This is a genomic window from Methylococcus mesophilus (assembly GCF_026247885.1).
GTDB lineage: Bacteria > Pseudomonadota > Gammaproteobacteria > Methylococcales > Methylococcaceae > Methylococcus > Methylococcus mesophilus.
This window is the reverse complement of sequence record NZ_CP110921.1, coordinates 1,942,816-1,966,287: the sequence shown is the minus strand read 5'-3', so window position 1 is coordinate 1,966,287 and position 23,472 is coordinate 1,942,816. Positions and strand designations below refer to the sequence as shown.

General features: G+C 65.7%; 30 protein-coding genes. 5 read left to right on the top strand and 25 right to left on the bottom strand.

The features are described 5' to 3' along the window. Nucleotides 1-5: 5 nt before the first annotated feature. The gene (locus OOT43_RS09300; RefSeq protein WP_266024631.1) at nt 6-728 is read left to right on the top strand and encodes a hypothetical protein; all 723 of its coding nucleotides are present in this window, start codon (nt 6-8) and stop codon (nt 726-728) included. Here OOT43_RS09300 and OOT43_RS09295 read toward each other — a convergent pair. The 21 genes from OOT43_RS09295 to OOT43_RS09195 all read right to left on the bottom strand — a co-directional run bounded on the left by OOT43_RS09295 (nt 685) and on the right by OOT43_RS09195 (nt 17,811). Beyond that, nucleotides 685-1,170, bottom strand: coding sequence for a DUF488 domain-containing protein (locus tag OOT43_RS09295; RefSeq protein ID WP_266024630.1), 486 nt, complete (start codon nt 1,168-1,170; stop codon nt 685-687). The two genes, OOT43_RS09300 and OOT43_RS09295, sit on opposite strands and share 44 nt — an antisense overlap. A 121-nt stretch (nt 1,171-1,291) precedes the next feature. Further along, on the bottom strand, nt 1,292-3,664 hold the full coding sequence (locus OOT43_RS09290; protein ID WP_266024629.1) for a hypothetical protein: 2,373 nt from the start codon (nt 3,662-3,664) through the stop codon (nt 1,292-1,294). Then, nucleotides 3,661-4,026, bottom strand: a complete 366-nt coding sequence (locus OOT43_RS09285) for a hypothetical protein (protein ID WP_266024628.1) — start codon at nt 4,024-4,026, stop codon at nt 3,661-3,663. Before OOT43_RS09285 ends, OOT43_RS09290 begins: the two co-directional genes overlap by 4 nt. Next, on the bottom strand, nt 4,026-4,451 hold the full coding sequence (locus OOT43_RS09280) for a hypothetical protein (RefSeq protein WP_266024627.1): 426 nt from the start codon (nt 4,449-4,451) through the stop codon (nt 4,026-4,028). Before OOT43_RS09280 ends, OOT43_RS09285 begins: the two co-directional genes overlap by 1 nt. Nucleotides 4,452-4,455: 4 nt before the next feature. Beyond that, nucleotides 4,456-6,771, bottom strand: a complete 2,316-nt coding sequence (locus tag OOT43_RS09275) for a hypothetical protein (RefSeq protein ID WP_266024626.1) — start codon at nt 6,769-6,771, stop codon at nt 4,456-4,458. Then, nucleotides 6,771-7,520 carry a hypothetical protein gene (locus OOT43_RS09270; RefSeq protein ID WP_266021433.1) on the bottom strand — a complete coding sequence of 250 codons (750 nt, stop codon included), beginning with the start codon at nt 7,518-7,520 and terminating at the stop codon, nt 6,771-6,773. Before OOT43_RS09270 ends, OOT43_RS09275 begins: the two co-directional genes overlap by 1 nt. A gap of 1 nt (nt 7,521) precedes the next feature. Beyond that, the gene (locus tag OOT43_RS09265; RefSeq protein ID WP_266024625.1) at nt 7,522-7,983 is read right to left on the bottom strand and encodes a hypothetical protein; all 462 of its coding nucleotides are present in this window, start codon (nt 7,981-7,983) and stop codon (nt 7,522-7,524) included. After that, on the bottom strand, nt 7,980-8,135 hold the full coding sequence (locus OOT43_RS09260) for a hypothetical protein (RefSeq protein ID WP_266024624.1): 156 nt from the start codon (nt 8,133-8,135) through the stop codon (nt 7,980-7,982). Before OOT43_RS09260 ends, OOT43_RS09265 begins: the two co-directional genes overlap by 4 nt. Nucleotides 8,136-8,253: 118 nt before the next feature. Further along, the gene (locus tag OOT43_RS09255; RefSeq protein WP_266024623.1) at nt 8,254-8,727 is read right to left on the bottom strand and encodes a lysozyme; all 474 of its coding nucleotides are present in this window, start codon (nt 8,725-8,727) and stop codon (nt 8,254-8,256) included. Continuing rightward, complete coding sequence (locus tag OOT43_RS09250) at nt 8,724-8,990, bottom strand: hypothetical protein (protein ID WP_266024622.1); 267 nt, start codon at nt 8,988-8,990, stop codon at nt 8,724-8,726. Before OOT43_RS09250 ends, OOT43_RS09255 begins: the two co-directional genes overlap by 4 nt. A 42-nt stretch (nt 8,991-9,032) precedes the next feature. After that, nucleotides 9,033-9,308 (bottom strand): hypothetical protein, encoded by a 276-nt coding sequence (locus tag OOT43_RS09245; protein ID WP_266021438.1) that lies wholly within the window; start codon nt 9,306-9,308, stop codon nt 9,033-9,035. Nucleotides 9,309-9,336: 28 nt separating this feature from the next. Next, complete coding sequence (locus OOT43_RS09240; RefSeq protein ID WP_266024621.1) at nt 9,337-12,504, bottom strand: tape measure protein; 3,168 nt, start codon at nt 12,502-12,504, stop codon at nt 9,337-9,339. Nucleotides 12,505-12,615: 111 nt separating this feature from the next. After that, entirely contained in the window at nt 12,616-12,975 is a 360-nt protein-coding gene (locus OOT43_RS09235; RefSeq protein ID WP_266024620.1) for a hypothetical protein, read from the bottom strand. A gap of 6 nt (nt 12,976-12,981) precedes the next feature. After that, nucleotides 12,982-13,485 (bottom strand): hypothetical protein, encoded by a 504-nt coding sequence (locus OOT43_RS09230; protein WP_266024618.1) that lies wholly within the window; start codon nt 13,483-13,485, stop codon nt 12,982-12,984. A gap of 61 nt (nt 13,486-13,546) precedes the next feature. Beyond that, a complete protein-coding gene (locus OOT43_RS09225) occupies nt 13,547-13,984 on the bottom strand; it encodes a phage tail terminator protein (RefSeq protein ID WP_266024617.1) in 438 nt (145 codons plus the stop codon). After that, the gene (locus OOT43_RS09220) at nt 13,981-14,493 is read right to left on the bottom strand and encodes a phage tail protein (protein ID WP_266024616.1); all 513 of its coding nucleotides are present in this window, start codon (nt 14,491-14,493) and stop codon (nt 13,981-13,983) included. The genes OOT43_RS09225 and OOT43_RS09220 overlap by 4 nt, the downstream gene beginning before the upstream one ends. A 9-nt stretch (nt 14,494-14,502) precedes the next feature. After that, entirely contained in the window at nt 14,503-14,829 is a 327-nt protein-coding gene (locus tag OOT43_RS09215; protein ID WP_266021444.1) for a hypothetical protein, read from the bottom strand. Next, nucleotides 14,826-15,134 (bottom strand): head-tail joining protein, encoded by a 309-nt coding sequence (locus tag OOT43_RS09210; RefSeq protein ID WP_266021445.1) that lies wholly within the window; start codon nt 15,132-15,134, stop codon nt 14,826-14,828. The genes OOT43_RS09215 and OOT43_RS09210 overlap by 4 nt, the downstream gene beginning before the upstream one ends. Nucleotides 15,135-15,136: 2 nt before the next feature. Then, complete coding sequence (locus OOT43_RS09205; protein WP_266024615.1) at nt 15,137-16,138, bottom strand: major capsid protein; 1,002 nt, start codon at nt 16,136-16,138, stop codon at nt 15,137-15,139. A gap of 2 nt (nt 16,139-16,140) precedes the next feature. Further along, nucleotides 16,141-16,518, bottom strand: a complete 378-nt coding sequence (locus tag OOT43_RS09200; RefSeq protein ID WP_266024614.1) for a head decoration protein — start codon at nt 16,516-16,518, stop codon at nt 16,141-16,143. A 3-nt stretch (nt 16,519-16,521) separates the two neighbouring features. After that, nucleotides 16,522-17,811 carry a S49 family peptidase gene (locus tag OOT43_RS09195; RefSeq protein ID WP_266024613.1) on the bottom strand — a complete coding sequence of 430 codons (1,290 nt, stop codon included), beginning with the start codon at nt 17,809-17,811 and terminating at the stop codon, nt 16,522-16,524. Between the two features lie 60 nt (nt 17,812-17,871). On the opposite strand from OOT43_RS09195, the gene OOT43_RS09190 reads away from it, so the two are divergent. Both OOT43_RS09190 and OOT43_RS09185 read left to right on the top strand, forming a co-directional pair. Further along, nucleotides 17,872-18,096: a TA system antitoxin ParD family protein gene (locus tag OOT43_RS09190; RefSeq protein WP_266024612.1), complete on the top strand. Its 225-nt coding sequence runs from the start codon at nt 17,872-17,874 to the stop codon at nt 18,094-18,096. Continuing rightward, complete coding sequence (locus tag OOT43_RS09185) at nt 18,093-18,371, top strand: type II toxin-antitoxin system RelE/ParE family toxin (protein ID WP_266024611.1); 279 nt, start codon at nt 18,093-18,095, stop codon at nt 18,369-18,371. Before OOT43_RS09190 ends, OOT43_RS09185 begins: the two co-directional genes overlap by 4 nt. Here OOT43_RS09185 and OOT43_RS09180 read toward each other — a convergent pair. Genes OOT43_RS09180 through OOT43_RS09165 form a run of 4 tightly spaced genes read right to left on the bottom strand, consistent with a single transcriptional unit; the run spans nt 18,361 to nt 22,567 of the window. Then, nucleotides 18,361-19,851 carry a phage portal protein gene (locus tag OOT43_RS09180; protein WP_266024610.1) on the bottom strand — a complete coding sequence of 497 codons (1,491 nt, stop codon included), beginning with the start codon at nt 19,849-19,851 and terminating at the stop codon, nt 18,361-18,363. The genes OOT43_RS09185 and OOT43_RS09180 overlap by 11 nt on opposite strands. Continuing rightward, nucleotides 19,851-20,054, bottom strand: coding sequence for a phage head-tail joining protein (locus OOT43_RS09175; RefSeq protein ID WP_266021452.1), 204 nt, complete (start codon nt 20,052-20,054; stop codon nt 19,851-19,853). Before OOT43_RS09175 ends, OOT43_RS09180 begins: the two co-directional genes overlap by 1 nt. Next, nucleotides 19,988-22,039, bottom strand: a complete 2,052-nt coding sequence (locus OOT43_RS09170) for a phage terminase large subunit family protein (RefSeq protein WP_266024609.1) — start codon at nt 22,037-22,039, stop codon at nt 19,988-19,990. The genes OOT43_RS09175 and OOT43_RS09170 overlap by 67 nt, the downstream gene beginning before the upstream one ends. After that, the gene (locus OOT43_RS09165) at nt 22,040-22,567 is read right to left on the bottom strand and encodes an elements of external origin (protein WP_266024608.1); all 528 of its coding nucleotides are present in this window, start codon (nt 22,565-22,567) and stop codon (nt 22,040-22,042) included. Between the two features lie 93 nt (nt 22,568-22,660). On the opposite strand from OOT43_RS09165, the gene OOT43_RS09160 reads away from it, so the two are divergent. Continuing rightward, nucleotides 22,661-22,855, top strand: a complete 195-nt coding sequence (locus OOT43_RS09160; RefSeq protein ID WP_266021455.1) for a DUF6900 domain-containing protein — start codon at nt 22,661-22,663, stop codon at nt 22,853-22,855. A gap of 97 nt (nt 22,856-22,952) precedes the next feature. Continuing rightward, complete coding sequence (locus OOT43_RS09155; protein ID WP_266024607.1) at nt 22,953-23,462, top strand: DUF3489 domain-containing protein; 510 nt, start codon at nt 22,953-22,955, stop codon at nt 23,460-23,462. The last annotated feature ends 10 nt before the right edge of the window (nt 23,463-23,472 follow it).

Below are 23,472 nucleotides of genomic sequence, written 5' to 3'. Positions count from 1 at the left end.
TAATAATGCGTCGTTTGTATCCCGTGCCGTTCCGGATGATCGAACAGGATCAACAGTTCAAGAAATGGCAATGGATCGAGGTCGGTGTCGAGAAGGCCCCAGCAGATCATCGACCCGAAAGTCACAAGGTCGACATCGGGTCATTGAAAGTTGAGGAGGATGTGACGCCCAAGAAGGAGTGGGCTGAACGACGGGAGTGGATCGAAAAGATGCCCACATTCAGCAGCTTCGACGAGATCGAACAGGCCTGCCGGGATGAGGGGCTATCGATTGCACTGCTGCGACCCAAAAAGGTGCTCGGCCTCGAGATCAAGGATGCACGCAACAAGGTTTGGACGGACGAGGAGAAGGAAAAGCTGATGCGCGCCCAGATGCAGGGCGACCTCTTCTCGGAAGCGCAGGCCAAGCAGCAGGTCAGGGACTTGCGCAAGGTACCGTTCGACTTCTACTACTCCTACGTGTACGACACGCCGGACGGCGAGAAGGAGCGCAAGCACAAGATCGTCGATTGGGAAGCGGGCGCACTGTTCTGGAGGATGTACCAAGACCACGGCCCATTAGGTTGGAAGGACAAGTTCCGTGCCAAGCTTGAGGATGACCTGATCAGCAAGGACTTGATGTTCCTGATGGGAAATCAGCACCGGTTCCAAGACCAGTGGCTGATCATCAGTCTGGTCTACCCGCCTAAGCAAAAGCCAGTGGAAGTGAGGCAGTACTCGCTGTTTTAGTGCGGGGGCCCGTCTTGATGTGACGGACTCCGGCACCGCAGTGGTCGCGCACCGCGTTCGCCACCATCGAGCGGTGACAGAAGTTATAGTTCGCCTCGTAGCACAGCAGTGCACAGTTCGAAGACGCCGTCCGTTCCGCAAGTTCGGCAATCGCGGCTTCCTGCGCCGTCAGGTGCTTCATGAAACCTTCCGTGTAACGTTTCCAATTGCCGTCGTTCCTGTAGCGATCCCGCACCGGTCGCGGGCAGCCGAGATCGGCCATGTGCACGTATTCAAAACCGGAAAGGTTGAGTGCGTTTGTCAGCGATCGCTTCGAGAAGCCGGGTTTGCGCGACAGGGGCAGCTCACGGATGTCGACGACGGTTTCGATGCCGTGCTGAGTGAGCAGGGACAGGAACGCGTCGATGTCGAGTCCTTCGTAGCCGATGGTAAAAATTGTCATTGATTGAGCCTCTTGAGGTAGGGATATTACCGGAGGTTCCCATGCTATGGCGAGGATTGATCTCATCCCCAGCGAACAAATTTGCGCATCAGGCGGGCGGGATTCTCAGCGCCGTTCTCCCTCAAAACAGGTTCAACGGCGCGTAGAAATCGGCATAGCTGTTCGGGGCGCCCGCGCTCAATCCGGTCATCTCGCGCAGCTGCTGCCCGGTGGAGATCGCGCTGAACGTGCGGTATCGCAGCCGCTGCGGCGGGTCTGCGCTTTCATGCCAGACGGGAACCTTGTACGAGGCCACGGCGATCCCCGACTCCGGCAGCGTGACACAGCCGCCATAGTCGATCGACTTGAACGACTTGCACTTCACCAGCGCACCCTTAGTCTCCGGCCACCCGGTGTGCAATACCTCGGTCATGAGTTTGCCGCCCAGGAACTTCTCCAGCGTATCGATATTGACGATCTCGCCCGAGGCCAAGCCCGGAGCCACGCCATACAGAATGCTCGAGAGTCGCGCGTCGAAAAACGGGTCCGTGCTGTTCTGGACGGTTGTCCCATACCACGCGCCCTGGTGCGTCGACTTGGCGAAGAGGTAATTGTTTTGCCGGGGGTCCATCCAAATGATGCGCGCCAACAGGTCGGATTCGACGTAAATCAGCCCTTCCGAAATGAAAAAGAACTCGCCCGGCACGCCGTTCATGCCGTACGCGGTGTCGTAGGGCGGACCGGGGGGCGGCTCTCCCGTGCCGTCCCTGATCGTTACCCGCTCCATGACCGGGTAGCCCGCATAAGGATGCGAGGCATACACCTTGAGCGAACGCGCCTTGCGGCAGGTATTGTCGGTGTAGTCCTCGCCATACACCGTATCCACGCTGCCGAAGTAGTACACCTTCTGATTGGCGCCGTCGTGCGACTGTATTCCGACGATACTGCTTCCCGAGATTTCCTCCCCGTAGCCGGTCGATCCCATCCCGGACTCGCCGACCGGTACCACACCAGAGGCGTGAAATCTTATTTTCTCGGTGTATTGATAAGTATCTTCCCCGAAGAATCGGATAAAGGACTTCATGTCCTCGTCGTCGTAATAAACGTAGACGGGCAGGTCGAAATGGCTTTCGTAGCCCCGCTCGATGGTGTAATCCACGAAGGATTCTCCGGCGTGGCGCTGATTATTATTGCGGCCCGGATCGTAATCGCCGGGCGACCCGGTCGCGATCAACTGCGCCGGATCGGGGTTGGTGTTGTATATCTTGTAGGTCGACCAGGACACGGTCGCCGTGTGCGGGTTGAGCGTTTCGACCCGGGCGCTGTTGGGCGTCCAGAACGACTCACCCCCTTGATGCGCATCCACCCGTGTCGCCCGGCCCTGCACGGCGGATAGCACCTTCTTTTTATTTGTCTTGTTCTTGTCATCCTGGCTCCAGATCAATTCCACGTCATGGAGATAGCGCTGGAAAAACGGCACCCGTTTGAAATTGGGATTCAACCGCGCCGCGCCCAACTTGTTGATGACCGACTCCATGGGGGATTCGTTCAGGAACGTGATGACCGCTTCCACGTCGTCGGCCAGGTCGCTATTCGCCCAGTTGTAGGGCACGCCGTCGCTGAACTCGGAATCGACGTCGCCTTCCTCCTCGGATTTATAGCCGTTCGCAATGCGCCAGTGCCGCCGCGCCACATACATGCTGGTGTCAGGGAAGCGATAGCTTTTGGCAATGCAGGAGGCCTGCGTGCAATCCGAATTGAATTCAAACGGCGTATCGATCTGCGGATAAATGGGGCCGTGAAAAACGAAGCCCGGCGGCGTGGGCTTGACCGTGAAACCGGGGTAGAAGGTATAACCCGGCAGATCCTGGACCTGAGGCGTCAGCTTGTAATACGTCACCGACACGGTTTGACCGTCGGCATAAGGTTTCGAGATATCGAGGGGGGCGAAGGCGATTTCGTTGCGATGGATGGCCGCCAGTACCAGGGTGTTCTCGTCGCGGATGCCGACTCCCACGATCCTGCCGAAGAAATCCGAGTCGTAAACGTTTTTCTTGGCGTCGATATACAACCGTTTTCCGCGGAGATAGATGTAATTGCTCCAGGGTTCCTCGGAGTAGCGGTCCGTGCCCACATCCCAGCCGTAGGGCTGCAGGTCGTTATCGACGAACACCCGGTTGAACGGCCCGTCGAACGACACCCGAATCCAGCGCTTACCGATCTTGCGCTCAACCAGGCAATTGCCGACCTTGCGGCCGGAAGCGCGCCGCTTGACCTGCAGGGCCTTGGGCTTTTTGGGGTCGGTCTCGGCCGACAGCTCAACGCCGATGGCTCCCGACGCTGGGGCGTAAGTGCCCAGCGGCGGGTGGATCGGTTGGTCCTGAGCATCCTTGAACGGCTCGCCCCAGCCGTCCGGATAGTTGCCGGCGGTCGGCGTGCACAGCAGCCCGCAGGCCTGGATATCGACGATCCGCACCAGGTCGAACGGGTCACTCTGCCGCGCGATCGTTTTCATGCCGTCGTCCCCAGCGCTTTATCCGGATCCGGTTCGGCGAAATGGAACTCGACTGCCTCGCCGTTGGCATCTGTGAATTTCAACGTCTTGATGGCGGCGTACTTGATGACGAACTCGCCGTCGGTGGTTTCCATATCCCGAGCCGGGTAATACTCCCGATCCGCCCAAAACTCGCCCTTTGCGTTCGGCGCCGTCGTCTCGGTGAGGGGGGAGGCGATGCCGCCTCCGCGCTTGGGCGCGCCCACCCCGGTGCGGGCGCCGATGCCCGGTTTGGCCGCCGGTTCGGGCAAATCTTCGCCGCTGCTCCGCACCGCATCGACGATGGCGTTGATGTCGTTGACGAAGAACTTTTGAACTGTCATTACACGATCGCCGTTTCCCGCACGTCGGCGATCACCACCGACAGTTCCGTGGCGGTGCCGACCACGTGGGTGGCGTCGTTCACCTCGATCCAGATCGGCTTGGCGTTGGCCGCGCCCGACAGGATGGAAGTGCCCAGGTCCAGCGCGGCGCCGCCGACTGCCGACGCCAGGCCGGCTTGAGTCGCCGCCAATTTCACTTCGCTCACGTCGTGCCCGCTACCGGCGCCAGCGTCCACCACGGTGGCCTGAATCTGATCCACACCGGGATTGGCGTTGGCCTGGATCATCCGGCTGGCGGTGGTCGAACCGAGGTATAGGGAGAACTGAATGGCCGGAGTGGAGCCGTCGGCATTCTGGGCGGCCACCAGGCTGCCCGTCAGCGGGGTGGTCAGGGCGGCATCGGTGTACAGTTTGAACGAGGACATGGTTTTAGGCCTCCAAAAGTAGTTCGTCGTCGGGGATGAAAATGCTCACATGGTCGGCCGGAGCCGAGTGGGTGGCGTCGATGTGCTCCTGGGCCACGCCTGGCACCGTCACGATGAATTCGCCGGTGCCGCTGTCGTAGGTCGCCGAGGGGCGCTCCATCGGATATTTCAATGGCGGCTGCACGACCGCCGGCTTGGCCGGGGCTTGCAGGTCGTAGGGCGTGTCGACCATGCCTATCCCGTAGGATTTCGACACGGCGATGGCGACTTCGGTCAGCGCCGAACCGGCATCGAAGTCGAGATGGTGCGTGACCCGCCTTACCTTGCCCTTGGCGGTCAGCCGCGCAGACAGCATGCGCACCGTATGCATCCGGTCGAGCAGCGGCGCGATCAGGCCGGTGAAGCTCAGCGTGGTTTGGCGGTGCGAGGACAGGATGTCGCGCTGGGCACGGGCGATGCCCGTCATATAGCCGTTGGAGAGCCCGGTGCGGTTGTCCTGGGCACCGTCGTCCAGGTCGTAGTACAGATCGCCCTGGGGATTCGCCGCCGGGTCTTGGGACGGCAGCCGCTTTGCGCTGTCCGGCACTGCGACGGTGTACTGCTTGATGTTCAGCGGGTGGTAAGGGATGAACGAGGAGTCGCCCGCAATCGGCGATACCATGTCCTGGCCGATCAGGGTGAGCTTGATTTCCTTTTCCGTGATCCGGTCCCAATGGGTGTAGCGCGGGTCTTTGTCGGCATTCGAATCGAAATTCGCCGTGGTGCTGCCCTTGCGTTTGCCGATGATCTTGATCGAATCTGGCGCGTCCACCGTCACGCTCCAGTCCTCGGTGACGGTCTGGGTCCAGCGCTGCGCCAGCGCACATTGCATACCCGCCGTCAGGCTGTAGCGCGGTATATCGCCGAGCAGCCCCACGCCTTCGAACGATCCGGTGGGCACCGCCTTCATCGTCAGGCCGTAGCAGGCCCAGCCGGTGCCGTCGACGGCCTGGAACACCGTTTCCACCGAGGGCGCGGCACCGCCGGCCACCAGCTCGTGCATGTCCATTTCCCAGAAAATGCCGACGTTGCGCTGCATCAGCCGCTCGTAGCGGTACTGCATCTTCACCTCGATGGTGTTCACCAGCTGCCGCGCCGAGGCCATGTCGATGCGGATGCTGTGCTCGATCACCGCATCGCGGGTGAAGGTGAAGTCGGGGGCCGTCTTGGCCCGCCAGGGGGTGACGACACCCTGTAGATTCAGGTCGAGGTCGTAGCTGGCCGGCAGCGTCGACAGCCGGTCTTGCAGGTATTGCCACTCGTCGGCCTTCTTGTCGAACACGTACTCGGACCAATAGCCGCCGATGATGGCGGCGATGTCCTTGCGCTTGATGCCGTCGAAGCGGTTCTGCAGATTGTCGGTGCAGGACAGTTGCAGCACGCCCTGCACCGGGTCCCAGCCGGGAATATCCAGGATGCCCTGGAAGATCGGCAGGTGCGTCGTCCCCGCCACCAGGTAGATCGTGATCGGCAAGCCGGTCAGCGCGTTGATGCTGATCGGACCTGGCTCCGGCAGCACGCTGAATTCGGCGATCCGGGCCGCGCCCTCTTCCGCATCCACCGTCATCTGCCCGGTCAGCCTACCCAGCAGCGCGCCCATCACCGCCCCGGTCCCGGCATTCAGCGGCTCTCCGTCGCCGGCCGCGTTGCCGATGTTGACCAGTACCGCCCAGGAGGTAATGTCGGCGCTGGCGGCCATCGCTTGGGCCACGAAGGCCCCGCCGGCGACGGCTTGGGCATCGAACACGGTGTGACGGAACGGGACGTTCAGGGCCGCAACAACTTCGTATACGGCCAGCTCGACCTGCGCCGCCAGGTCGAACGGCAGGTGGTCCACCGTACAAGTGATCGGTGCGACGACACCGTAGACCTCGCCAATCCACTGCGTGATCCATGCAGCGCGGCGGTAGGGTTTGAAGAAGATGCTCTGCTGTAGGGGGGCCGCAAGCGATGAGATCGAGAACTGGACTTGCTGGATCGAAGCCGAGTTGCCGGCCACCGCCAAGACCTCGAACCGGAGCGGCGCCGTCATGCCATAGACGTCGAGCAGCGTCTGCTCGACGGCGGCGCTCAGACCGAAGCGTTCGAAGACCGGCTGATCGATGACACAAAAGACGTCGTAGGCGTCGATGTCGACGACAGCCTGGGTGATACCGGTCCCGAGGCCGTAAACGGAGAAAACCGCTTGTTCCAGTACCGCGGTAAGCGCATACCGCTCGCCGACATCCGGCCCCGCCGCAACACCGCCGATGCCGGTAACGCCGCCGACGGGGAGCGTCATTACAACTCCTCGGCCAGCACGCTGACGTTGGCGAGTTGAAAGCCGCCGGATACCGCAGCGCCTGTGTTGGATCGGCTGAGCATGAAGCAGACCAGGCTGTCAGGCCCCACGGTCACCGTGTTGACGTTATTCGACTTGAAGCCATAGTCGCCGGGCGATACCACCACTTGCAAAGCGGACGGGGACGTCGGCGCCGTCGAGCCCGCTTCCACCGAGACCACGATGCTGTCACCGCTGAAACTCGAACCGGTCGAGAGCGCGGCGACGAGATTGGAGAGCCGGAGGGTCTTGCCGGTACGATTGATCCAGTACGCCGTGCCCATGGACCCTGTGGTGCTGCCCGAAAACGGCGCCACGAACCGGGTGCTGGTCATCGTGTTGGTCCCGGTCATCGACGCCGACAGGATCATCCGCCAGCGCGACTCCATCTCCTCCACCCCCGGCGACCATTGGACGAAGGCCCCTTGGGTGAAGGTCTGAGCCACCCCGGTGGAACTGGCGACGTTGCGGGTGATCGCCAGCAGGCAATTGGCCCCCATCCCCTGGCAGGCGGTGACTTTCACCCGCTCCCACTTCGTCGGGTAATCCTGATCGATGATCGTCAGGTAGTAGTATTCGCCGCTGGCCAGCACCGGCGGCAAAACCCAGGGCGCACCCAGTGCGCTGACGTTCATCGTGAAATCCGACGGCGCTACCAAGGCGTCCGTCACCATGGCCTTGACGCCATTGAGCCCGGCGAGATTCAGCATGTCATGCTCCTAGGGGATCGACCATTTCGGCGTTCAGGCGCCACGAATAATTCCCGCTCACCCCGTCCAACTGCTGCTCGGGGGGCTCGCAGTAGACAGTGATCTTCGGGTAGTAGTAGGTGATGGCCACGCCGTCGACGTCGATCGTCACCGTGGCGAAATCGGGCTCCGTCCGCACCGGAACCGGGGGCGATCCGCCGCCGACGACGGACAGGGGCGCGGCACAGGCCAGCACCAGCGGCTGCGAGTAGTCCAGCGCCGACAGCCCCGGAGGAACCCAGCCGCCTCCGCTGATTTCGGTCGTGAGCTTGCGCCAGGTCTGCTGCTTCACCGAGCGGCCGGACCACATCCGGTGGGTGGTGGCCCCTTGAAGCCAACGGTAGGTCTGCGACCATTCCAGCCGGGCGTACAGCGGCACCACCACGCCGCCGAGCTTGAATGCCGTGTCGCGGAGATCGCTCACTGTTCATCGGGCTCCAGCTCGTCGCAGCGCAAGGCCAGGCCGACTTCATCGACGCCGGCGACAAGACCAGAAAGGCGCACCGGCCACGCGCACGCCCGCGGCGCCAGCGTCACCCACGGCTCCAGCGAGCAGCAGCCTGACAGTGTCAGCACGAGACTCACCCCAGCAGCACCCCGGCCAATCCGCCGCCTGTCCTGAGCGGAGCCGAAGGGAAAACCAGCACGGCGACCGTCGACAAGGTGATTTCCCGCAGCGTCAGTACGATCATGCCTAGCCGCCCTGGGCGGTGCCGACGCACAGCGCATATTCCGCCTCCCGGCGCCGCACCAGCCCTTTTTGAATGCGTCCGCCGGCCTTGTTCCAGCGCAGGATTTCGCGGCAGGCCTCAGCATAGCCGGGCGGTGTGGAGCGCAGCCGTTTGACCAGGGTCGATCCGCAGAACGCATTCACGCCGATGTTGTAGGTCAGCGAGACGTAGGCGTCGAACTCGTGCTGATACAGCGGCACTTCGCCCACGCAGCGCGCTACCGCCTGGGACACCCGGGTTGCGTCGGCGGCCAGCCGCTGCACCGCCCGCACCGGATCGGTCCGGTCGCCGCGCTTCACGCCCGCCGTCGAACCGAAGCCGATCGTCTGGACCCCGACTCCGTCGTCGTAGGCTTCGCCCCGGTAGCCTTCATGCAGGGCAATCATGCCGACGATCAACGCAGAAACCGACATGGTCGCCGCCTTCGTGCGCCTCATCGCTTTCCCGCCTCCTTGTTGCTGGCCCGGTGGATCACATCGACCACGATGACGCCCAGCACACCGAGGCCCTGGGCCACTGCCGCGATGTCCGTGCCTGTGGCGTCCACGTCGTAGCCGAACGCGCGAGCCAGCCCCACGCCGGCGGTCAGCAGCGCAGTCAGGACCGCGATCAGGCTCGCGCGCTGGCTCCATAGCCGTGGGTTCTGCAGGCTCTTGCCGGCCTGCATGCACTCGTACAGATATTTCACTTTTTCGAACATATCGCCGCCCTCCTGTCGAAATTCACCGTGTTTTTATGCACGTCAGGGCGCTTTCACGCCGAACGACCGCACGAACCACAGCGCGGCCTCGATGAGGAAATGGACGACGTTGGTTCGGACACCGCTGACGAAGGTGCCGATGTAGGCTGCCGCCTCCTTCTTCTTGATGTCGTTCAGCGTGGTCTTGTCGACGATCCCTTTGATCGTCCGGGTTTCCAGAGCCGCCACCTTGTCCTGGATCAGGCCCCATTGCTCCTTGGTGATGCCGGAGACGGCCTGCACTACAAGCCAGAGCGCCCAGCGTAAGATCGGATTCATCGGGTATTGCTCCTGTCGGTTGGGAAACTCATCGCACGATCCGCCCGTGCTTCAGCGCCGCCCGTGCCACCTCGCGCTTAAGCGCCGCCACCACTTGCGGGTCGCCGTTGAGGGGGAACGAACCCGGTATGCCGGGCAGATGGATATGCACCGGCTGGCCGCCGTCACTGGAGCGCGTGAGCGACGCATCGAACGCCGGCAGTGCTTGCGCCACGTAGCCGCCGATGCTGAAACGGGGGAGGGCTAAGTTGTTGAGGGCGTACAGCTTGTCGAGGCCGAGCTTGCGCACCGCCTCCTTGCGCAGCACGAATTCGCCTTCCTCCAACAGGGCGGGGATGCGGTCGCCTCCGCCGTAGCCCTTGATCCAGCCGCCGCGGCGGTAGCCGGGCACGGTCAGGCCGGTATCGGGGAGGGCGGAGCCGTCGGGCGTTGCGGTGATCGAGTTGCCGTCCTTGACCACCTTGATGTTGATGATCTTGGTCTCGGGCCGTAGCAGCTCGGCGAGTTGGGTTTGCAGGGCTTGCAGCGCGGCAGGATCGGCCTTGATGTCCAGGTTGAAGCCGTGTCGGAGCTGCTGGTCGATCTTGTCGATCTCGGCCCCCACGCTTTGCGCGGACTGCATGGCGGTCTGGATTTGCTGGGCGGTCTGCTCGGCCTGATGCGTTGCGGTCTGCCCGGTCTTGGTCTCGGCATCGGCCAGCAGCTGGCCGATCTCCTGGCGCAGTTGGATCAGCTTCTGCAAATCCTGCTGCGTGCCGAGGTCGGGCTTGAGCGGTTCGGGCTGGGCCGGAGCATTGCGGATAAACTGGCCGCTCTGATCCTTGGCGGCCGCGCCGAATTCCTGGTCCCACCAGTTTCCCTGGTGGTCGATGGGCGGGTTGGCGGCATCCGCCGTTTTGCCCTGTTCGGCGATCTTCTGCTTCACGTCCCGCAGCGCGGAGGCAATCTGCTGGCCCAGCGCCTCGGCGATCCCCTTCGCCTGATTGCCGGCCTGTTTGGAAAGGTCCAGGTTGCCGGCGGCGAGCGCGCTTTGCTGTTCGGCAATCAGCCTTTGCAGTTCCAGGTACTGCGCACGTGCCGCCTCCTCGGTCGAGGCCGCGCCCTGCGCCATGCTTTTGACCGCTTGCGCGGTTTCCAGCTCGATGTCCTGGCGCGCCTTCGCTGCGGCGACCGCCTCATCCCGCAGCCTGCGCTCTTGAGCGACCAGCTTGTCGATGCTGGCCGTGTAGGCCGCTTCCAGCTCGGTGTAGATCGCCCGGCGGGCTTGCAGCGATTCACGCTCCAGCGCGGTCTTCTTGTCTTCCCCGTCCTTGTACTTGGCGATTTCCCTGCCGTAGACCTGATCTACCAGAGCGAGGCGCTGATTGGCGTAGTCCCGCGCCGCAGTCAGCCGGGCCTGTTCTGCCTGCTGCTGGAGCCTAAACACGGCCTGGGCCTGCTCCAGCTCGGTCTTGGCCTTGTTGTTGGGCTGGGCCGTGCTCCCTAAGGTGCTGGACTCGCCGGGGACGGGCTGCGTCGGCGGGGTCTGGATGATCCGCGTGATGCCGGTCTGTTCTATGGCATCGATCGCATCGACCCGGCGCTTGTAGTAGGTCTCGGCCTGGGTAGTGGCGTCCTTGAGGGCGTACTTGGTGTCATTGAGGCTCTGCTGGACCTGTTTTTCCTTGGCCTTCAGCGCATCGCCACTGTCGGTCGCGGCCTGCTTGCGCTTGACCAGCTCGGCCTGCATTTCTCGGAGCAGCGCGGTTTCGCCTACCAGCTCCCGCCCGAGCTTGCCGCCCATGAACGCCTGGTCCGCCGCCTGGCCCACCTCCTTGTAACGAGCCGCCAACCGGGCGACCACGGCTTCCTGCTTCTTCACCGCGGCTTCGTCCTGGAGCAGGCTCAGATCGGTTTCGGACTTGCCGCGGGTGTCCTTGCCGGTTTCCTTGGCGAGTTCTCGGCGCTTCCGGATTACGCGCTCCAGTTCCGATTCTGCGGCGCTGCCGAATAGATGCCAGGCGGACACCGCCGTCAGCAGCAACACTGCGATACCGGTAGGACCGCCGAGGAAGGAGGCCAGACCACCCAGTGCAATCTTGAGCGGTCCGGCGCTGGCCGCCACTTCCGCCTGGGCGACGGCCAGGCGCTGCGATGCCGGCACCAGCGCTGTTTCGACCGCGGCCAACCGCGCCATGCCGGAGGCGTTCGCTACTGCAGCTTCGGCGGAAGCCAGCATGGCACGGGCGTTGTATTCCTCATTGAGGGCGTGGTTCCGCGCTGCGGTCGCCGCCGCCAGATTCGCTTGCACCAGCCGGGCCTGGCTCCCGGCGAAGGCCGCCACGGCGGCCGTACCTTTGCCCGCCAGCACCGCGACCAACAACGATCCCGCTATCTCGACCCCGTTGGCGATCGTGTCGATGTTGCCCGCCGCGGTATTGATCGCGGCGGCGATGGTCTCGGCCGCGCGGGTGATCTCGGGCGAGGTGCCGACGAACTTCAGCGCGGCGTTGTCCCAGCGCACCATGGCCTGCTCGATGGTATCGGGCAGCCCGGCGGCATCGGCGTCGATGCTGGCCTTAGCCTTTTGCAGCGCGCCGACAACCTTCTGAGTCGTCAGTTCGCCGGCTTCGGCCATGGCGCGTAGCTTGCCGATCGGCACGTCGAGTCCGTCGGCGATGGCCTGGGCCAGCCGCGGCGATTGCTCCATGATCGAGTTGAATTCGTCGCCGCGCAGCACGCCGGAGGCCAGCGCCTGGGAGAACTGCAGGGTGGCGCCCGAGGCCTCTTCCGCCGAGGCGCCGGAAATCCGGAAGGATTTGGCGACCGAGTCGATGATGCTCAGCACTTGTTGCTGCGACACGCCCATTTCCCCGGCGCCCTTGGCGATGCGGGAATACAATTGAGAGACGCCGTTCAGGGCTTGCGCGTTGTTCTGGGCGATGGCGAACAGCGCCCGCTGCGCCTCGGTGAACTGGGATTGGGAACCGGCGGCAAGCTTGACCCGGCCTTCGAGGTTGCGGTACTGGTCGGAGAGTTTGCCCAGATCGCGGGCAGCCTGCAGGGCTTCGGCGGCCCCGAACGCGCCGACGGTATACTGCCCGATGCGCCGGAGCGATCCCGTCAACCGGTCGACCTGCGCCGCGACGTTGCCGAGCCCCTTCTCGGCCGCGGCCGTGTTCGCCGCGATCTCGATGACCGTCTTGAAAGTCGTCATGGGCCTAGCGTCGCCGCATCAAACGCGCCTGCAGGAACAGCCGCCAGGGGTAATGCCAGACGCCGGCGTGGCCGCGCTCGATCAGCGCCAGCGCCGTCATCTCCAAATTCTCTAGGTTGCCGGCGGCGCCGTAGCGGCCGCCTGGGCCGCGTTGGCCAGGCGTTCGCGGAGCCCGAAAAAATGCGGGTTCAGGCTCTTGGCCGCCTCCCGCACCTTGTCCAGCTCCGACGGCAGCATGGCATCGAGCTCGGCCCGGGAGAGGTCCGAGAATCGGGTCAGATCGTCCAGGGTGATGTCCGCGAACAGCGCCAGCGCCACCAGGTCGTTGCGATCCAATTCGGCGTTGGCGTCCTTCAGCCAGGCCCGGACCTCGCCCACGGTCAGCTCGCGCACCACGACCTTGCGGCCGCCGGCCTCGATGGTGCGCTCCTGCCGGAGTCCTTTCGGGTTCGTGGTGTCGAGCTCTGCCATGGGGGACTACACCGCCGGGGTGATGGTGGCCTTGAAGTACTGGCTGACGCCCGCACCGGTCTTGCTGGTGTCCTTCAGGACCTTGCCGGTCAGCTCCAGCACGGCGAAATCCTCCGTACCGGGGCCGGGCAGGCTGCTGGCCGGCGAGAACTTCACCTTGTAGAAGTCGTAGGCCACGGCATCGCCGTTGACCTCGTTGACGCCGTCGAAAGTGATGTGCCAGTCCTCCGCGGTCTGGGTCAGCGCCTCGATGCTGTTGCCGCTCACCGTGCCGCGGGTGGCCAGCGCCAGGTTCTCCTTGCTGATCGACCACAACTTCAGTTTCAGCGTGACCGACTTGATGCGGCTCAAGGACGCGATCGAGCCGCCGCCCGGGTTCTGGTAATCGGCCAGTTCCTTGGTGTCCTCCTCGATGCTGAGGTCCAGGGCGGCATTGCCCAGGTCCACCGGGGCACCGGCGCCAACGGCGCCCTTGATGGTGCCGGTCAAAAGCATGGCGGTCGTAGTCATGTGTCAACTCCTTAGAAAAATGGATGGATTAAAGGAAAGGAAGATTGACGCCGACCGGGCGTCACGGGGTCCCGGTGTCCAGCGGCAGCGGACGCACCTCGAACACCAGGGAGAACTCGACATGGCCGAGATCGAACCAGGGGTCGTCCAGGCCGACGTGCTTCAGCCGGCCCCAGCCCGGTTGCGGGGACCAGTGCTCCAGCGCACGCAGAATCCGCAGCACGTATTCGCCGCCCGTCACCACGGTGCTGGCCGGCGGAGCGTGGGCGACACACACCGTAATCTGCCAGCGCTGGCGCTCGGCCAGGAAAACGTTGGGCGGCGGCGTCCCGACCGGCCCGGCGAAGCCCAAGGGCAGCACCAGGGCGGCCGGACAGAGCGGCTCCAGGTTCTGCACCCCGGCCAGGACGCCGACGCTGTCCACCGTGACGAACTCCGGCAGGGTGTCGCGCAGGCGTAGGATCAGCGCCGGCTCGATCTCGAACATGCTGGTGATCATCGCGGCAGCGCGTCCTGCGTCATTTCGCGGATCAGCGCGGCCAGCCGCAGCGTGGCCCGGGTCGCCAGCGCCTCGGCCAGGGCCGGCACCTTGGGCAAGGCCACCACGTCCTCGATAATCGGTAACGATGCGTGGCCTGCCCGGTGGAACACACCGCGATGGCCGCTGGGCATCCGGGCGACGAAGCTGCCGGGAAAGAGATAGGCCCCGGCGCTGCTGCCCCACTCCTCCTGGCGCAGGCGGCCGACATAGGCGGCCTTGATCGGGGCGTGGCCGGTCCAGACCCGGGCGCGGACTCCTGCCAGCCGCAGATACGCCTGCACCCGGCGCGAGCGCAGCGCCCTCAGCGGAATGCCGTAGGTCGCTCCGATCGCTCGGACCATCGCCTCGCGGGTCTCCCGCGCGGTCTGGCCCACCGCCCGGCGGGACGCTTTGCGCAGCACCGCCGGCAAGCGGCGCAAATCCTGAGCGGTATCGCCGTGCAGCTGCACGCGCAAGCCGAGACTCATGCCTGTTGCCTAGCCCCGACTCGAATGGATCAGCAAACCGAACCAGCGCGCCCCGAGATGCCCGGCGACGATCGCCGCCCACAGGCTCTCGTAGTAGCCCAGGCCCTCCCGCTCGGCCAGCAGCCACACCGAGAAGCCGACCAGGCTGCAGGACACGACGTCGACCAGCAGGCACCACAGGCACGGCCGCCACGGCCGGGGATGGCGCCGCCATCGATTGAGCTGGGCCACCAGCCCCGACCAGATCGTCACCAGGATGATCTGCAGGGCCAGCCGGACCTCATCGCCATTGCCGTGGGGCGACACCAGCAGGAGCTTCTTCGGCGGGGCGTTCATCGGGGCCGCAGGATCAAGGTGGTCAGGCCGTCCAGGCGATCGAGGCGGGAGGCGATGCCGTAGGGGAGGCCACGCAGCTTCAGGGGATCGCCCATGCGAACCGCAGGCAGGTCCGCACTCCGCACGGTCAGTCGCGGGTCCGCCTCGGGACGGGGCGCGCCCATCGGCCCCGGGCGTTCCAGTCCGGCCGGGACCGAGACGATCCCCGTCAGGTGTACCGGCGGCGGATCGGTCCGGTCCGGCCACAGGATCACCGTCTCGCCGAAGGTCGACAGGCACACCGCATTGACCGCATCGAGGTCCATCCCTAGACCGTCAGCTTGACCAGCAGCCCCGGCCGGTGGCACATCGGCAGCGGGTTGGACTGGGTGTGGAGATCGGTGCCGCGGTCGAACTGGCGCGGGGCCTGCTTGGCATAGAGCGGCTGGCCCAAGGTGTTCACCGTTTCGTTGAAATCGGCCGGGGCGACATAGGTGGCGAAGGTATCGACGGTGCCCAGCGGGAAGGCATGGGCCTCGCCGGCGGCGATGAAGCGCCGGGTCACCCCGTGCACGTCGGTGGCGCGGCCGCGGTACTCCTCGAAGGTGATGCCGCCGAAGGTGAAGCCGCGGCGCACGTCGTTGATGAGGATCGCGCCTTGTTGCCAGTGGGTGAAGGCCGTCTTGACGTCCTTGTGCCCGGTCAGCGCAGCGAGGAACTCCGGCGAGCACAGGCAATGCACCTCGGTCATGAACTCGCCCAGCAGGCTGTCCTCGATGTGGGCCAGCACCTCCATGCATCGCGCCTTGACGTCGGTGGTGGCCGTGCCCAGCTGAAACCCGACCGTCTTCGGCGGGATGTCGAACTCGTCGTAGAGGTCGTACAGCACCGAGCCGTCGGCATCCAGGATCACTCCCTTGAGCGCGCCCATACGCAGATGCTCCAGGGTGATCGCATGCTTGTTGCGCATGGTCTCCAGATGGCGCGCCATCACCCCGGCCACCGCCTCCAGCTCGGTCTCCGAGCCGAAGGCACGGATGCCCTGGACCTCCTCCGGCAGCACCACGTCGTCGTGGGGGATGTGCGGAATCACGAACGAGCGCAGGGTGCGCTTGCCGCGGACGCCCACCGTGCCCGGCGCCCCCGGTGGCAGGGTCGGCAACAGGTTCAGCACGCCGTTGCGCTCCTCGACCAGGATCTGGCGCTGCCGCACCGGTTTCACCGGCATCAGGTTCAGATCCTCCAGCCGGCCGTAGCGATTGGGAATGATGTTGATGGCGGCCGTCAGCGCCGCCATCGAAAAGGCGGGATTGTGAAACGGGTTCTGCATGATCAGGCTCCGGTGCGGACGAGGATGCCCAGCGCTTGCAACTGGGCGATCGCGGTGGTCTTCTGGGCCGGGGTGATGCCGGCCGGCCACGCCAGGGACGGGTCGGACACGATGGCATGGCGGGCAAGCAGCAGGGCCTGCGGGACTTCGGCCGCGGTGGCATCGACCGCTTCGATCAGCACCCCCACCGCCTGGGCCAAGCTATCCGTCGCGGCGGGATCGAGCGCCTGCAGCCGAGCGCCGGCCGGCTCACGCGCCACCACTGCCCCCAGTGCCAGCTTCTGGCCCAGGGCCACCGGGGCGAGGTCGCGGGAATAGCGGTTGGGCGCCTCGTACTTCAAGAGATCGCCGAGGTTCTTGGGTTCGCGCAGCTTGGGCATGGCTCAGCTCCGGGCGATGAGTTTCTGGACGGCGGCGACCACCGGGCTCGCCTCGGGCCGAACCGAGGTTCCCGCATCGACCTGGATGCGGGAAGCGATCTCGGGCGTCTCGGCCCGCGCCGCCAGCAAGGCGCGCCGCACCTGGGCCTCGCTCATGCCGGCCGCCAGGAACTCCGCGGTGCGCGAGGCCGCGCCGGCGATCAGGCAGAGCTCGGCGATGGCCTGGGCTTCGGCACGGGCCTCATGGTGGGCGTCGGCTTGGCCGGTTTCCGGGGACGGTGGTAAGGAACTCGCCACCTGCGGGACGGATCCGTCCGTCGTGGCCGACGGCCCGGGGTTCGGATCCCTGGATGTTTCCTCACCCAACTGGGCAGGGGCGATCGGTTCGGCAGGGTTTTCGAGCATGGGGTTCTCCATGATTCGTGTTGAAATCACCGGGGTTTGGTGGGCCTGTATGACGCTCAGTCGGCGCTGGGCCTGCAGCGCGTCGGCGAATTCGCTCAGCACTGCCTCGAAGCCGAGCACGCCGTCGGCGAGTCCTGCGGATACGGCGTCCTCGCCGAAGAACAGTCCGGCCTCGGTGGCGCGTACCGCCGTTTCCGGCAGTTGCCGCAATACCGCCACATCCCGGACGAAGATCGCGTAGAGCCGGTCCACTTCCGTTTGGAGCGCGGCGGCCGCCTGCGGCGAGAGCGGCGCGTGCGGATTGAGGTCGTTCTTGTGATGGCCGGCATAGAGCGCGGTGTAGGTCAGTCCCTCGCGGGCATCCTTGACCGACTGGTCGACGTGCAGGGCGATCACCCCGATCGAGCCGACCCCGCCGGTCTGCGCCAGGGTCACGCGCGAGGCGCCGGCGGCGATCGCATAGGCGGCCGAGAACGCCGTATCGTTGGCATGGGCCCAGATCGGTTTGTGCGAAGTGCCCGCGCGGATCTTCGCCGCCAGCTCGAACACCCCGCCGGATTCGCCGCCGGGCGAGTCGATGTCGAGCAGGATGCCGGCGACCTCGGGATCCCGCAGCGCGGCATCGAGCTGGGCGCCGATCTCGGCATACGAGGTCAACCCGGAATTTGCGTCCAGCCCCAGCGTCCGTCGCACCAGGGTGCCGTGGATCAGGATCACGGCGATGCCCGGAAGGGCTTGGGCGGCAGCCCTGGGCATCGGCGCCGGCACCGGGGTATCCGCTGCCGGCAGCCCGATCCGGGCGCCCAACACCGCCAGGATCACCTCGAGCTTCGGTCGGGCGATGAGGAGCGGCGTTCCGTACAGGCGGCCGGCCAAGTGGGGAAGCATCAGCCTTGCCCACCCCGGCCGCTCTGACTACAATTGTGGCGAACTACTTGAGAACCGATCATGAGCGTCTCCGTCCGTATCGATGAAACCTTGATCGAGGAAGCCCGCGCGGCGGCCAAGGCCGAGTTCCGCACCGTGCAGGGGCAGATCGAGTTCTGGGCCAAAGTTGGGCGTGCCGCGCTGGACAACCCGGATCTGCCGGCTTCCTTCATCGCCGAAAGCCTGATGGCGCTGAATGAGTCGCCTGAGCAAGCCACACCGTTCGTACCGCGTACCCGCCGGTGAACTGGCAGGTGCTGCAGACGCGCCGTTTCGCGCGCGCCTACAAGAAACTGCACGATCCAGTGGCGGCCGACGTCGATGCGGCGGTCGCGGTGATCGCCAGCGATCCGGGCGTCGGTGAGAAAAAGAAAGGCGATCTGGCCCGGCTGTGGGTCTATAAAATCCGCAGCCAGGTGCAGCTCTACCTGCTCGGCTACACCCGCGATGACGGCTTGAGCCTGGTCTATCTCGAGGCCGTGGGGCCGCACGAGAATTTCTATCGCGACCTCAAACGCTGACCCGGTTTCCACCGGCTGCCGGCGCCGATCCCCTGGCCGGCGCGGCAGCGCGGTCATGCCGGGGGTCCGAATCGAACACCAGCCCCAATGCATCCGCCCGGGCGTTGTCGGCGGCGATCTCCCGGTCGACGTCTTCGGCGTCGTAACCAAAGGCCGAGATCGCCTCCGAACGCGATAGGAGGCCGGCCCGGATCGCCGTCTGCAAGGCATCGAACTCTTTCTTGGGATCGACCCACTGCCAGCCCTGCGGAACCCATTTCACCGCCAAGTACTCGCGTGTCCTGCGGCTGAAGCCGGGAAGTTCCAGAGCCCCTTCCAGCACCGCCTGGGTCATCCAGGCCCGCCACACCGGCCGGCACAGCTGGAACACGATGACGCCGTGTTGGATCGCCTCGCAGCGGCGGCGGAACTCCAGGAGCCCCGCGCGGATCGAGGAATAGTTGACCTGGGTCAGGTCGCCGGTCAGCATCTCGTAGGTGATGCCCATGGCCGCCGCCACCGCCCGGAACTGCATACGCAGGAACTCGGCGTAGCTCGCCCCGACGTCGGCCGGCTGGCTGAAGCGCACGTCCTCGCCCGGCTCCAGCAGCTGCAGGGTCCCCGGTTCCAGCCCCGCCAGGGCCACCCCCTGGGCGTCGGCCGGTCCTTCGCCCATGAGCGGATCCTCCGGCGCCAGCCGGGTGATGAAGCCGGCGAACATCGCCGCGGTCTTCTTCCGCACCAGCTCGGCGTCGTCGTACTGGTCCAGCTCATGCAGCTTCACCAACGCCCGCGCCAGCCAGGGTTCGCCCCGGATCTGGCCGGGGCGCAGGGGACGGAACAGATGGATTACCTCGCTGGCGTCGACCCGCACCGTGTCCAAGCCGCCCGCCCCGGACATCGGCGCCAAGGCGCCGTCCTCCGGATGCGAGCGGTACAGGTGATAGGCCACCCGCCGTCCCAACCGATCGAATTCGATGCCGGCTCGGATCACGTTCCCTGAAGGCAGCTCCCGGTTCAGGGCGACGGGCAGATGTTCCGGCTCCAGCACCTGCAGCTGGAGTCCTACGCTCAAGCCATCCTCCGGCCGCCGGTAGCGCAGCCGCACCAGCGCCTCGCCGCCTTCCACCAGGGCGCGGCAGGCCAGGGCCTGCAGCCCGTAGACATCGGTCAGTCCGGCCGCATCGGCGTCATCGCCCCAGTGGGCCCAGAGCGCCTGGATGGCGGAGCGGACCGTGACGTCGGCCGCCATCGACTGCGGCTTGATGCCGGTGCCGATGGCATTGGCCACATAAGCCTCCACCCCGGCGGCGGCCCAGACGTTGCGCCGCACTTGGTCGCGGCTCTTGGCCCGCAGCTCGTCCTGGCTGTAGGCCAGCGCCGCCACCGCGCCCGGATTGCCGACCTGCCAGGCCAGCGCCCGGCGGCCGCCGCCGGTGCCGTCGTAGGTCGGCGCCGGTCCGCCGAACAGCCCCAAGCGCAACCGCTGCCACCAGCCCATCAGGTGGCCTTGCGCGTGGTGATGCGGAGCTGCCGGGCCACCGGTCCGACCTGGGCCGCCAAGCCGCGTTTCACCTCGCGGATCGCTGCCTTCAGCTCCTCCACCGAGCGGTACTCGACACTGCGGTCCTGGAACGTCACCCGACGCTCGCCCCGGGCCAGGGCGGTTTCCAGGGCTTGCAGGTGTTCTGCGGAATAGGCCATCGATAAGCTTTCTTCGGTCTCAAGCCAGCCAGCGGCTGCGGATCACCCGGCGCGAAGATCGACCGGGCTGGAAACGGAACGCCCACCGGAGTCGGTGGGCGCTGGGGATCGATCGGTTGTAACGGCGGTTCGGAATCCGGCGGCGGACCGACACCGAGCTGTTCCTCCAGGGCGCGCCAATGTCGTTCCTCGTAGCGGTCCAGCCCGGCGGCCGCGGCAGCGGCCCGGGCGTAGACGTAGCAGTCCAGCGCCTCGTTGCGCTCCCTGAGCTTCTGCCACTCGCGCCGGGCGAAGCCGTGGCGGTCGCGGCGGGTCACCAGCTGCTCGGCGCAGAGCTGCTGCAGGTACTCGGCGTCCATCCTCGGCAGATGGATGTAGCCCGGCGGATAGACCAGGGTGGTGCCGTCCTCGCCCACCTCGGCGGTCTTACGCAACGCGTTGTAGAACTCCAGCTTGGCGATGCCGACCGCCACTGCGAACACCTTGATGCCGCGGCGCAGTTTCCGGCCGCCCTGGGTGAGGTCCACCGCGGTGGGGGTGCCGATCAGGGCCGCGCCGCGGGGGACGCCCTTGACCGCCATCACCCGAGGATCCTTGAGTCGGCGGACGAAGGCATAGGCCTCCTGGGTGGCGTAGCCGGTGTCCAGGGCAAGACGCGCCAAGGGCAGCAACGCCCCGACGGCATGGCTCCAGCGTTCCTCGAGCATCGACGCGAGCTCCGCCCATACCGGTTCCCGGCCCGTATCGCCCATCAAAACCCGGTGTTCCACCAGCCAGGCGGACTTGCCGCGGCCGAAGGCCCAGATCGAGACCTCGATGCGATCCTTTTGCACGTCGGCGCCGCCCGCCAACAACAAACCGCCGAGCGGTACCGTGCCGATCGTATAGTCTTCGCGGCGTTCCAGCAGGCGTTGCCAGTCCGGCGTCTCGCCGTCCTCGACCCAGGTCTCGCCCAGCTCGGTGTTCTTGAAGGTCTTGATCGCGGACGGGCCACCCGAGACCGGGTGCACCGCACTGTCCCAGGCCGCGGCGATGTCACGCCAGCTGCGCCAGCCTAGCGGGCTGTACAGCGAGGACAGATGAAAACCGGCAGTCTTGGCGCCGTGCTCGGGCGCCAAGGCCCGCCATTCACCCTGTGCCAGCATGTCGCCCTTGTGATGTTCCGGAATCGGCCGTTCGCAGCCTTCGCAGACGTAGCCGACCGTCTCCGGCCGCCCGCGCTCCCAGCGCAGCTGCTCGAAGCGCAGCCATTGGAACTGGCCACAGTGTGGACACGGCACGAAATAGCGGCGCTGGTCCGACGCCTCGTACTCGCGCTCGATGGCGCTGGCTCCTGAGATCGTCGGGGTCGAGACGACGAAGATCTTGCGGCGGGCGAAGGTGCGGGTGCGGGCCTCGGCCAGGGCGATCGCATCGCCTTCGCCCTCGACGTCCGGCGGATAGCCGTCGACCTCGTCCAGGAACAGGTAGCGCACCGGCATCGATCGCAGCCCCACCGCGCTGTTGGCGCCGGTCATCACCAGGACCCCGCCACGGAACTCCTTGGCCAGCATGGTGTTGCCGGAATCGCGGCTGCGGGCCGGCGCTATCAGCGCGGCCAAAGCCGGCGATTCCTCGATCAGCGGGTCGATGCGCTGGCGGGAGTTGCGCTTGGCCATCTCCACCGTCGGCCACACCGCCATCATCGGGCCCGGCGCGTGATGGACACAAAAACCGATCCAGTTCGAGCCCATCTCGGTCGCGCCGAGTTGGGCCCCTTTCATGAACACCACCCGCTCCACCGGCGAGGCCGGCGATAGGCAGTCCATGATCTCGCGCAGGTAAGGCGTCCGGGCGGTGCGCCAGCGGCCCGGTTCGCTTGATGCCTTGCTGGACAGCACCCGGTGGCGGTCGGCCCACTCGGACACGGTCAGCAGCGGATCCGGCGTCAGCCCGTCGCGCCAGGCGCGGGCAATCGCGTCCGCGCCGTCATCGTCGTTCGGCATTCAGTCGATTCGGGGCCGCAGTTCGCCCAGTTCCTGCAGGTGTTCTCGCACGGCCGTCTCCAGGGCGACGTGCAGGGTGTGCGGATCGATACCCAGTTCCGCCGCAAGCGGCGCCGAGATCCGCGCAGGCCAGTTCAGCCAGGCGTCGCGCTCGGCCCGGGCCAGGGTGAACACCTGGGCGATGGCCGCAGCGCGGTCGACCAGATCGCCCTTGAGCTTGGCCAGGCGGACCTTGTTGGTCTGGGCCTTGACCACCTCGTTGACCGTTCGGGCCTGCAGCAGCGAGGTGCCGCCGGCGGGCATGGACGGCCCGCTGTCGTGGGAGGCGTCGGGCACCGCAACCCGTACCGCGGGTTGACGCGTCCCGGCCTTCGGCGCATCCGAATTCCTGGCCCATTCCCGATCGGCCTTGTCCGGATCGATGCTCCCATCGGCTTCGGGCGTGATGCGGCCGGTCCGGATGGCCTTGTGCACGGCGGTGTCGGTGACGCCGCGGTGGCGGGCGTAGGCGCGGATCGAGAGTCCCATCGGCCGCTTCGAATGGCTGTGGATTTTGCTTGGCTTGTGTTCGGAACAGCGCGTTCATGGCGTCGTCATCCACGCCACCACGAGAACTACGCCATGACGCCACGCGACGCCTTACTGACCCGGAACGCCCAGCAGCATCTCGGGATCGATACCCTAGAAACCCAAAACTCGGATCACCTCGATTTCCACGACATGGCGGTCTGGTGCCTCAAAGCCGCGCTGGAGGCGGCGTACCAGGCAGGGATCGAGGCTGGACGGCGCACCAAGTCCGCCGCCGCCAACACTTGAACACATCAATTGCACGCCTGGCGGATCCCGTCGGGCGTCCACTGACAGAGGGACGGCGGCGACGCTGCCCCAAACCCAAGCACTGAGGAGCATCGACATGAACACACTCTCCCTGACCGACACCCAGCGCCGGATCCTCGACCATGCGATCGAGCACACGGCGGGGCGCATCGACTGGTTTCCGGACAACATCAAGGGCGGCGCCCGCCGGAAAGTCCTCGACGGACTGCTCAAGCGAGGATTGATCGCATTGAACGGCGGGGATCATTGCGTCACCGCCGAAGGTTTTGCCGCCGTGGGCCGAACGCCTCCGGTGCCGATATCTCCCAGCGCAGAAACCGAAATGCCCGCCAGCAACGCCGAGGCCGCCGAGGCCAACGCCACCGGGAAGCGAGTCCGAAAGAGCCGCGAGGACAGCAAGCAAGCCGAAGTCATCCGGATGCTGCACCGACCCGAAGGCGCCACGATTCCGCAGATCTGCGCCGAGACCGGTTGGCAGGCCCACTCCGTGCGGGGCTTGTTTGCCGGCGCCTTCAAGAAGAAACTCAGGCTCACCCTGGTGTCGGATAAGCCGGAAGGGGGCGATCGCATCTACAAGATCGGATGATCGAGCTGGG

Bases quoted from the DNA above. Each gene is read 5' to 3' on its own strand.
- OOT43_RS09300 (WP_266024631.1), top strand. From the start codon at position 6: ATGCGTCGTTTGTATCCCGTGCCGTTCCGGATGATCGAACAGGATCAA.
- OOT43_RS09295 (WP_266024630.1), bottom strand. From the start codon at position 1,170: ATGACAATTTTTACCATCGGCTACGAAGGACTCGACATCGACGCGTTC.
- OOT43_RS09290 (WP_266024629.1), bottom strand. From the start codon at position 3,664: ATGAAAACGATCGCGCGGCAGAGTGACCCGTTCGACCTGGTGCGGATC.
- OOT43_RS09285 (WP_266024628.1), bottom strand. From the start codon at position 4,026: ATGACAGTTCAAAAGTTCTTCGTCAACGACATCAACGCCATCGTCGAT.
- OOT43_RS09280 (WP_266024627.1), bottom strand. From the start codon at position 4,451: ATGTCCTCGTTCAAACTGTACACCGATGCCGCCCTGACCACCCCGCTG.
- OOT43_RS09275 (WP_266024626.1), bottom strand. From the start codon at position 6,771: ATGACGCTCCCCGTCGGCGGCGTTACCGGCATCGGCGGTGTTGCGGCG.
- OOT43_RS09270 (WP_266021433.1), bottom strand. From the start codon at position 7,520: ATGCTGAATCTCGCCGGGCTCAATGGCGTCAAGGCCATGGTGACGGAC.
- OOT43_RS09255 (WP_266024623.1), bottom strand. From the start codon at position 8,727: ATGAGGCGCACGAAGGCGGCGACCATGTCGGTTTCTGCGTTGATCGTC.
- OOT43_RS09250 (WP_266024622.1), bottom strand. From the start codon at position 8,990: ATGTTCGAAAAAGTGAAATATCTGTACGAGTGCATGCAGGCCGGCAAG.
- OOT43_RS09245 (WP_266021438.1), bottom strand. From the start codon at position 9,308: ATGAATCCGATCTTACGCTGGGCGCTCTGGCTTGTAGTGCAGGCCGTC.
- OOT43_RS09240 (WP_266024621.1), bottom strand. From the start codon at position 12,504: ATGACGACTTTCAAGACGGTCATCGAGATCGCGGCGAACACGGCCGCG.
- OOT43_RS09235 (WP_266024620.1), bottom strand. From the start codon at position 12,975: ATGGCAGAGCTCGACACCACGAACCCGAAAGGACTCCGGCAGGAGCGC.
- OOT43_RS09230 (WP_266024618.1), bottom strand. From the start codon at position 13,485: ATGACTACGACCGCCATGCTTTTGACCGGCACCATCAAGGGCGCCGTT.
- OOT43_RS09225 (WP_266024617.1), bottom strand. From the start codon at position 13,984: ATGATCACCAGCATGTTCGAGATCGAGCCGGCGCTGATCCTACGCCTG.
- OOT43_RS09220 (WP_266024616.1), bottom strand. From the start codon at position 14,493: ATGAGTCTCGGCTTGCGCGTGCAGCTGCACGGCGATACCGCTCAGGAT.
- OOT43_RS09215 (WP_266021444.1), bottom strand. From the start codon at position 14,829: ATGAACGCCCCGCCGAAGAAGCTCCTGCTGGTGTCGCCCCACGGCAAT.
- OOT43_RS09210 (WP_266021445.1), bottom strand. From the start codon at position 15,134: ATGGACCTCGATGCGGTCAATGCGGTGTGCCTGTCGACCTTCGGCGAG.
- OOT43_RS09205 (WP_266024615.1), bottom strand. From the start codon at position 16,138: ATGCAGAACCCGTTTCACAATCCCGCCTTTTCGATGGCGGCGCTGACG.
- OOT43_RS09200 (WP_266024614.1), bottom strand. From the start codon at position 16,518: ATGCCCAAGCTGCGCGAACCCAAGAACCTCGGCGATCTCTTGAAGTAC.
- OOT43_RS09195 (WP_266024613.1), bottom strand. From the start codon at position 17,811: ATGCTTCCCCACTTGGCCGGCCGCCTGTACGGAACGCCGCTCCTCATC.
- OOT43_RS09190 (WP_266024612.1), top strand. From the start codon at position 17,872: ATGAGCGTCTCCGTCCGTATCGATGAAACCTTGATCGAGGAAGCCCGC.
- OOT43_RS09180 (WP_266024610.1), bottom strand. From the start codon at position 19,851: ATGGGCTGGTGGCAGCGGTTGCGCTTGGGGCTGTTCGGCGGACCGGCG.
- OOT43_RS09175 (WP_266021452.1), bottom strand. From the start codon at position 20,054: ATGGCCTATTCCGCAGAACACCTGCAAGCCCTGGAAACCGCCCTGGCC.
- OOT43_RS09170 (WP_266024609.1), bottom strand. From the start codon at position 22,039: ATGCCGAACGACGATGACGGCGCGGACGCGATTGCCCGCGCCTGGCGC.
- OOT43_RS09165 (WP_266024608.1), bottom strand. From the start codon at position 22,567: ATGGGACTCTCGATCCGCGCCTACGCCCGCCACCGCGGCGTCACCGAC.
- OOT43_RS09160 (WP_266021455.1), top strand. From the start codon at position 22,661: ATGACGCCACGCGACGCCTTACTGACCCGGAACGCCCAGCAGCATCTC.
- OOT43_RS09155 (WP_266024607.1), top strand. From the start codon at position 22,953: ATGAACACACTCTCCCTGACCGACACCCAGCGCCGGATCCTCGACCAT.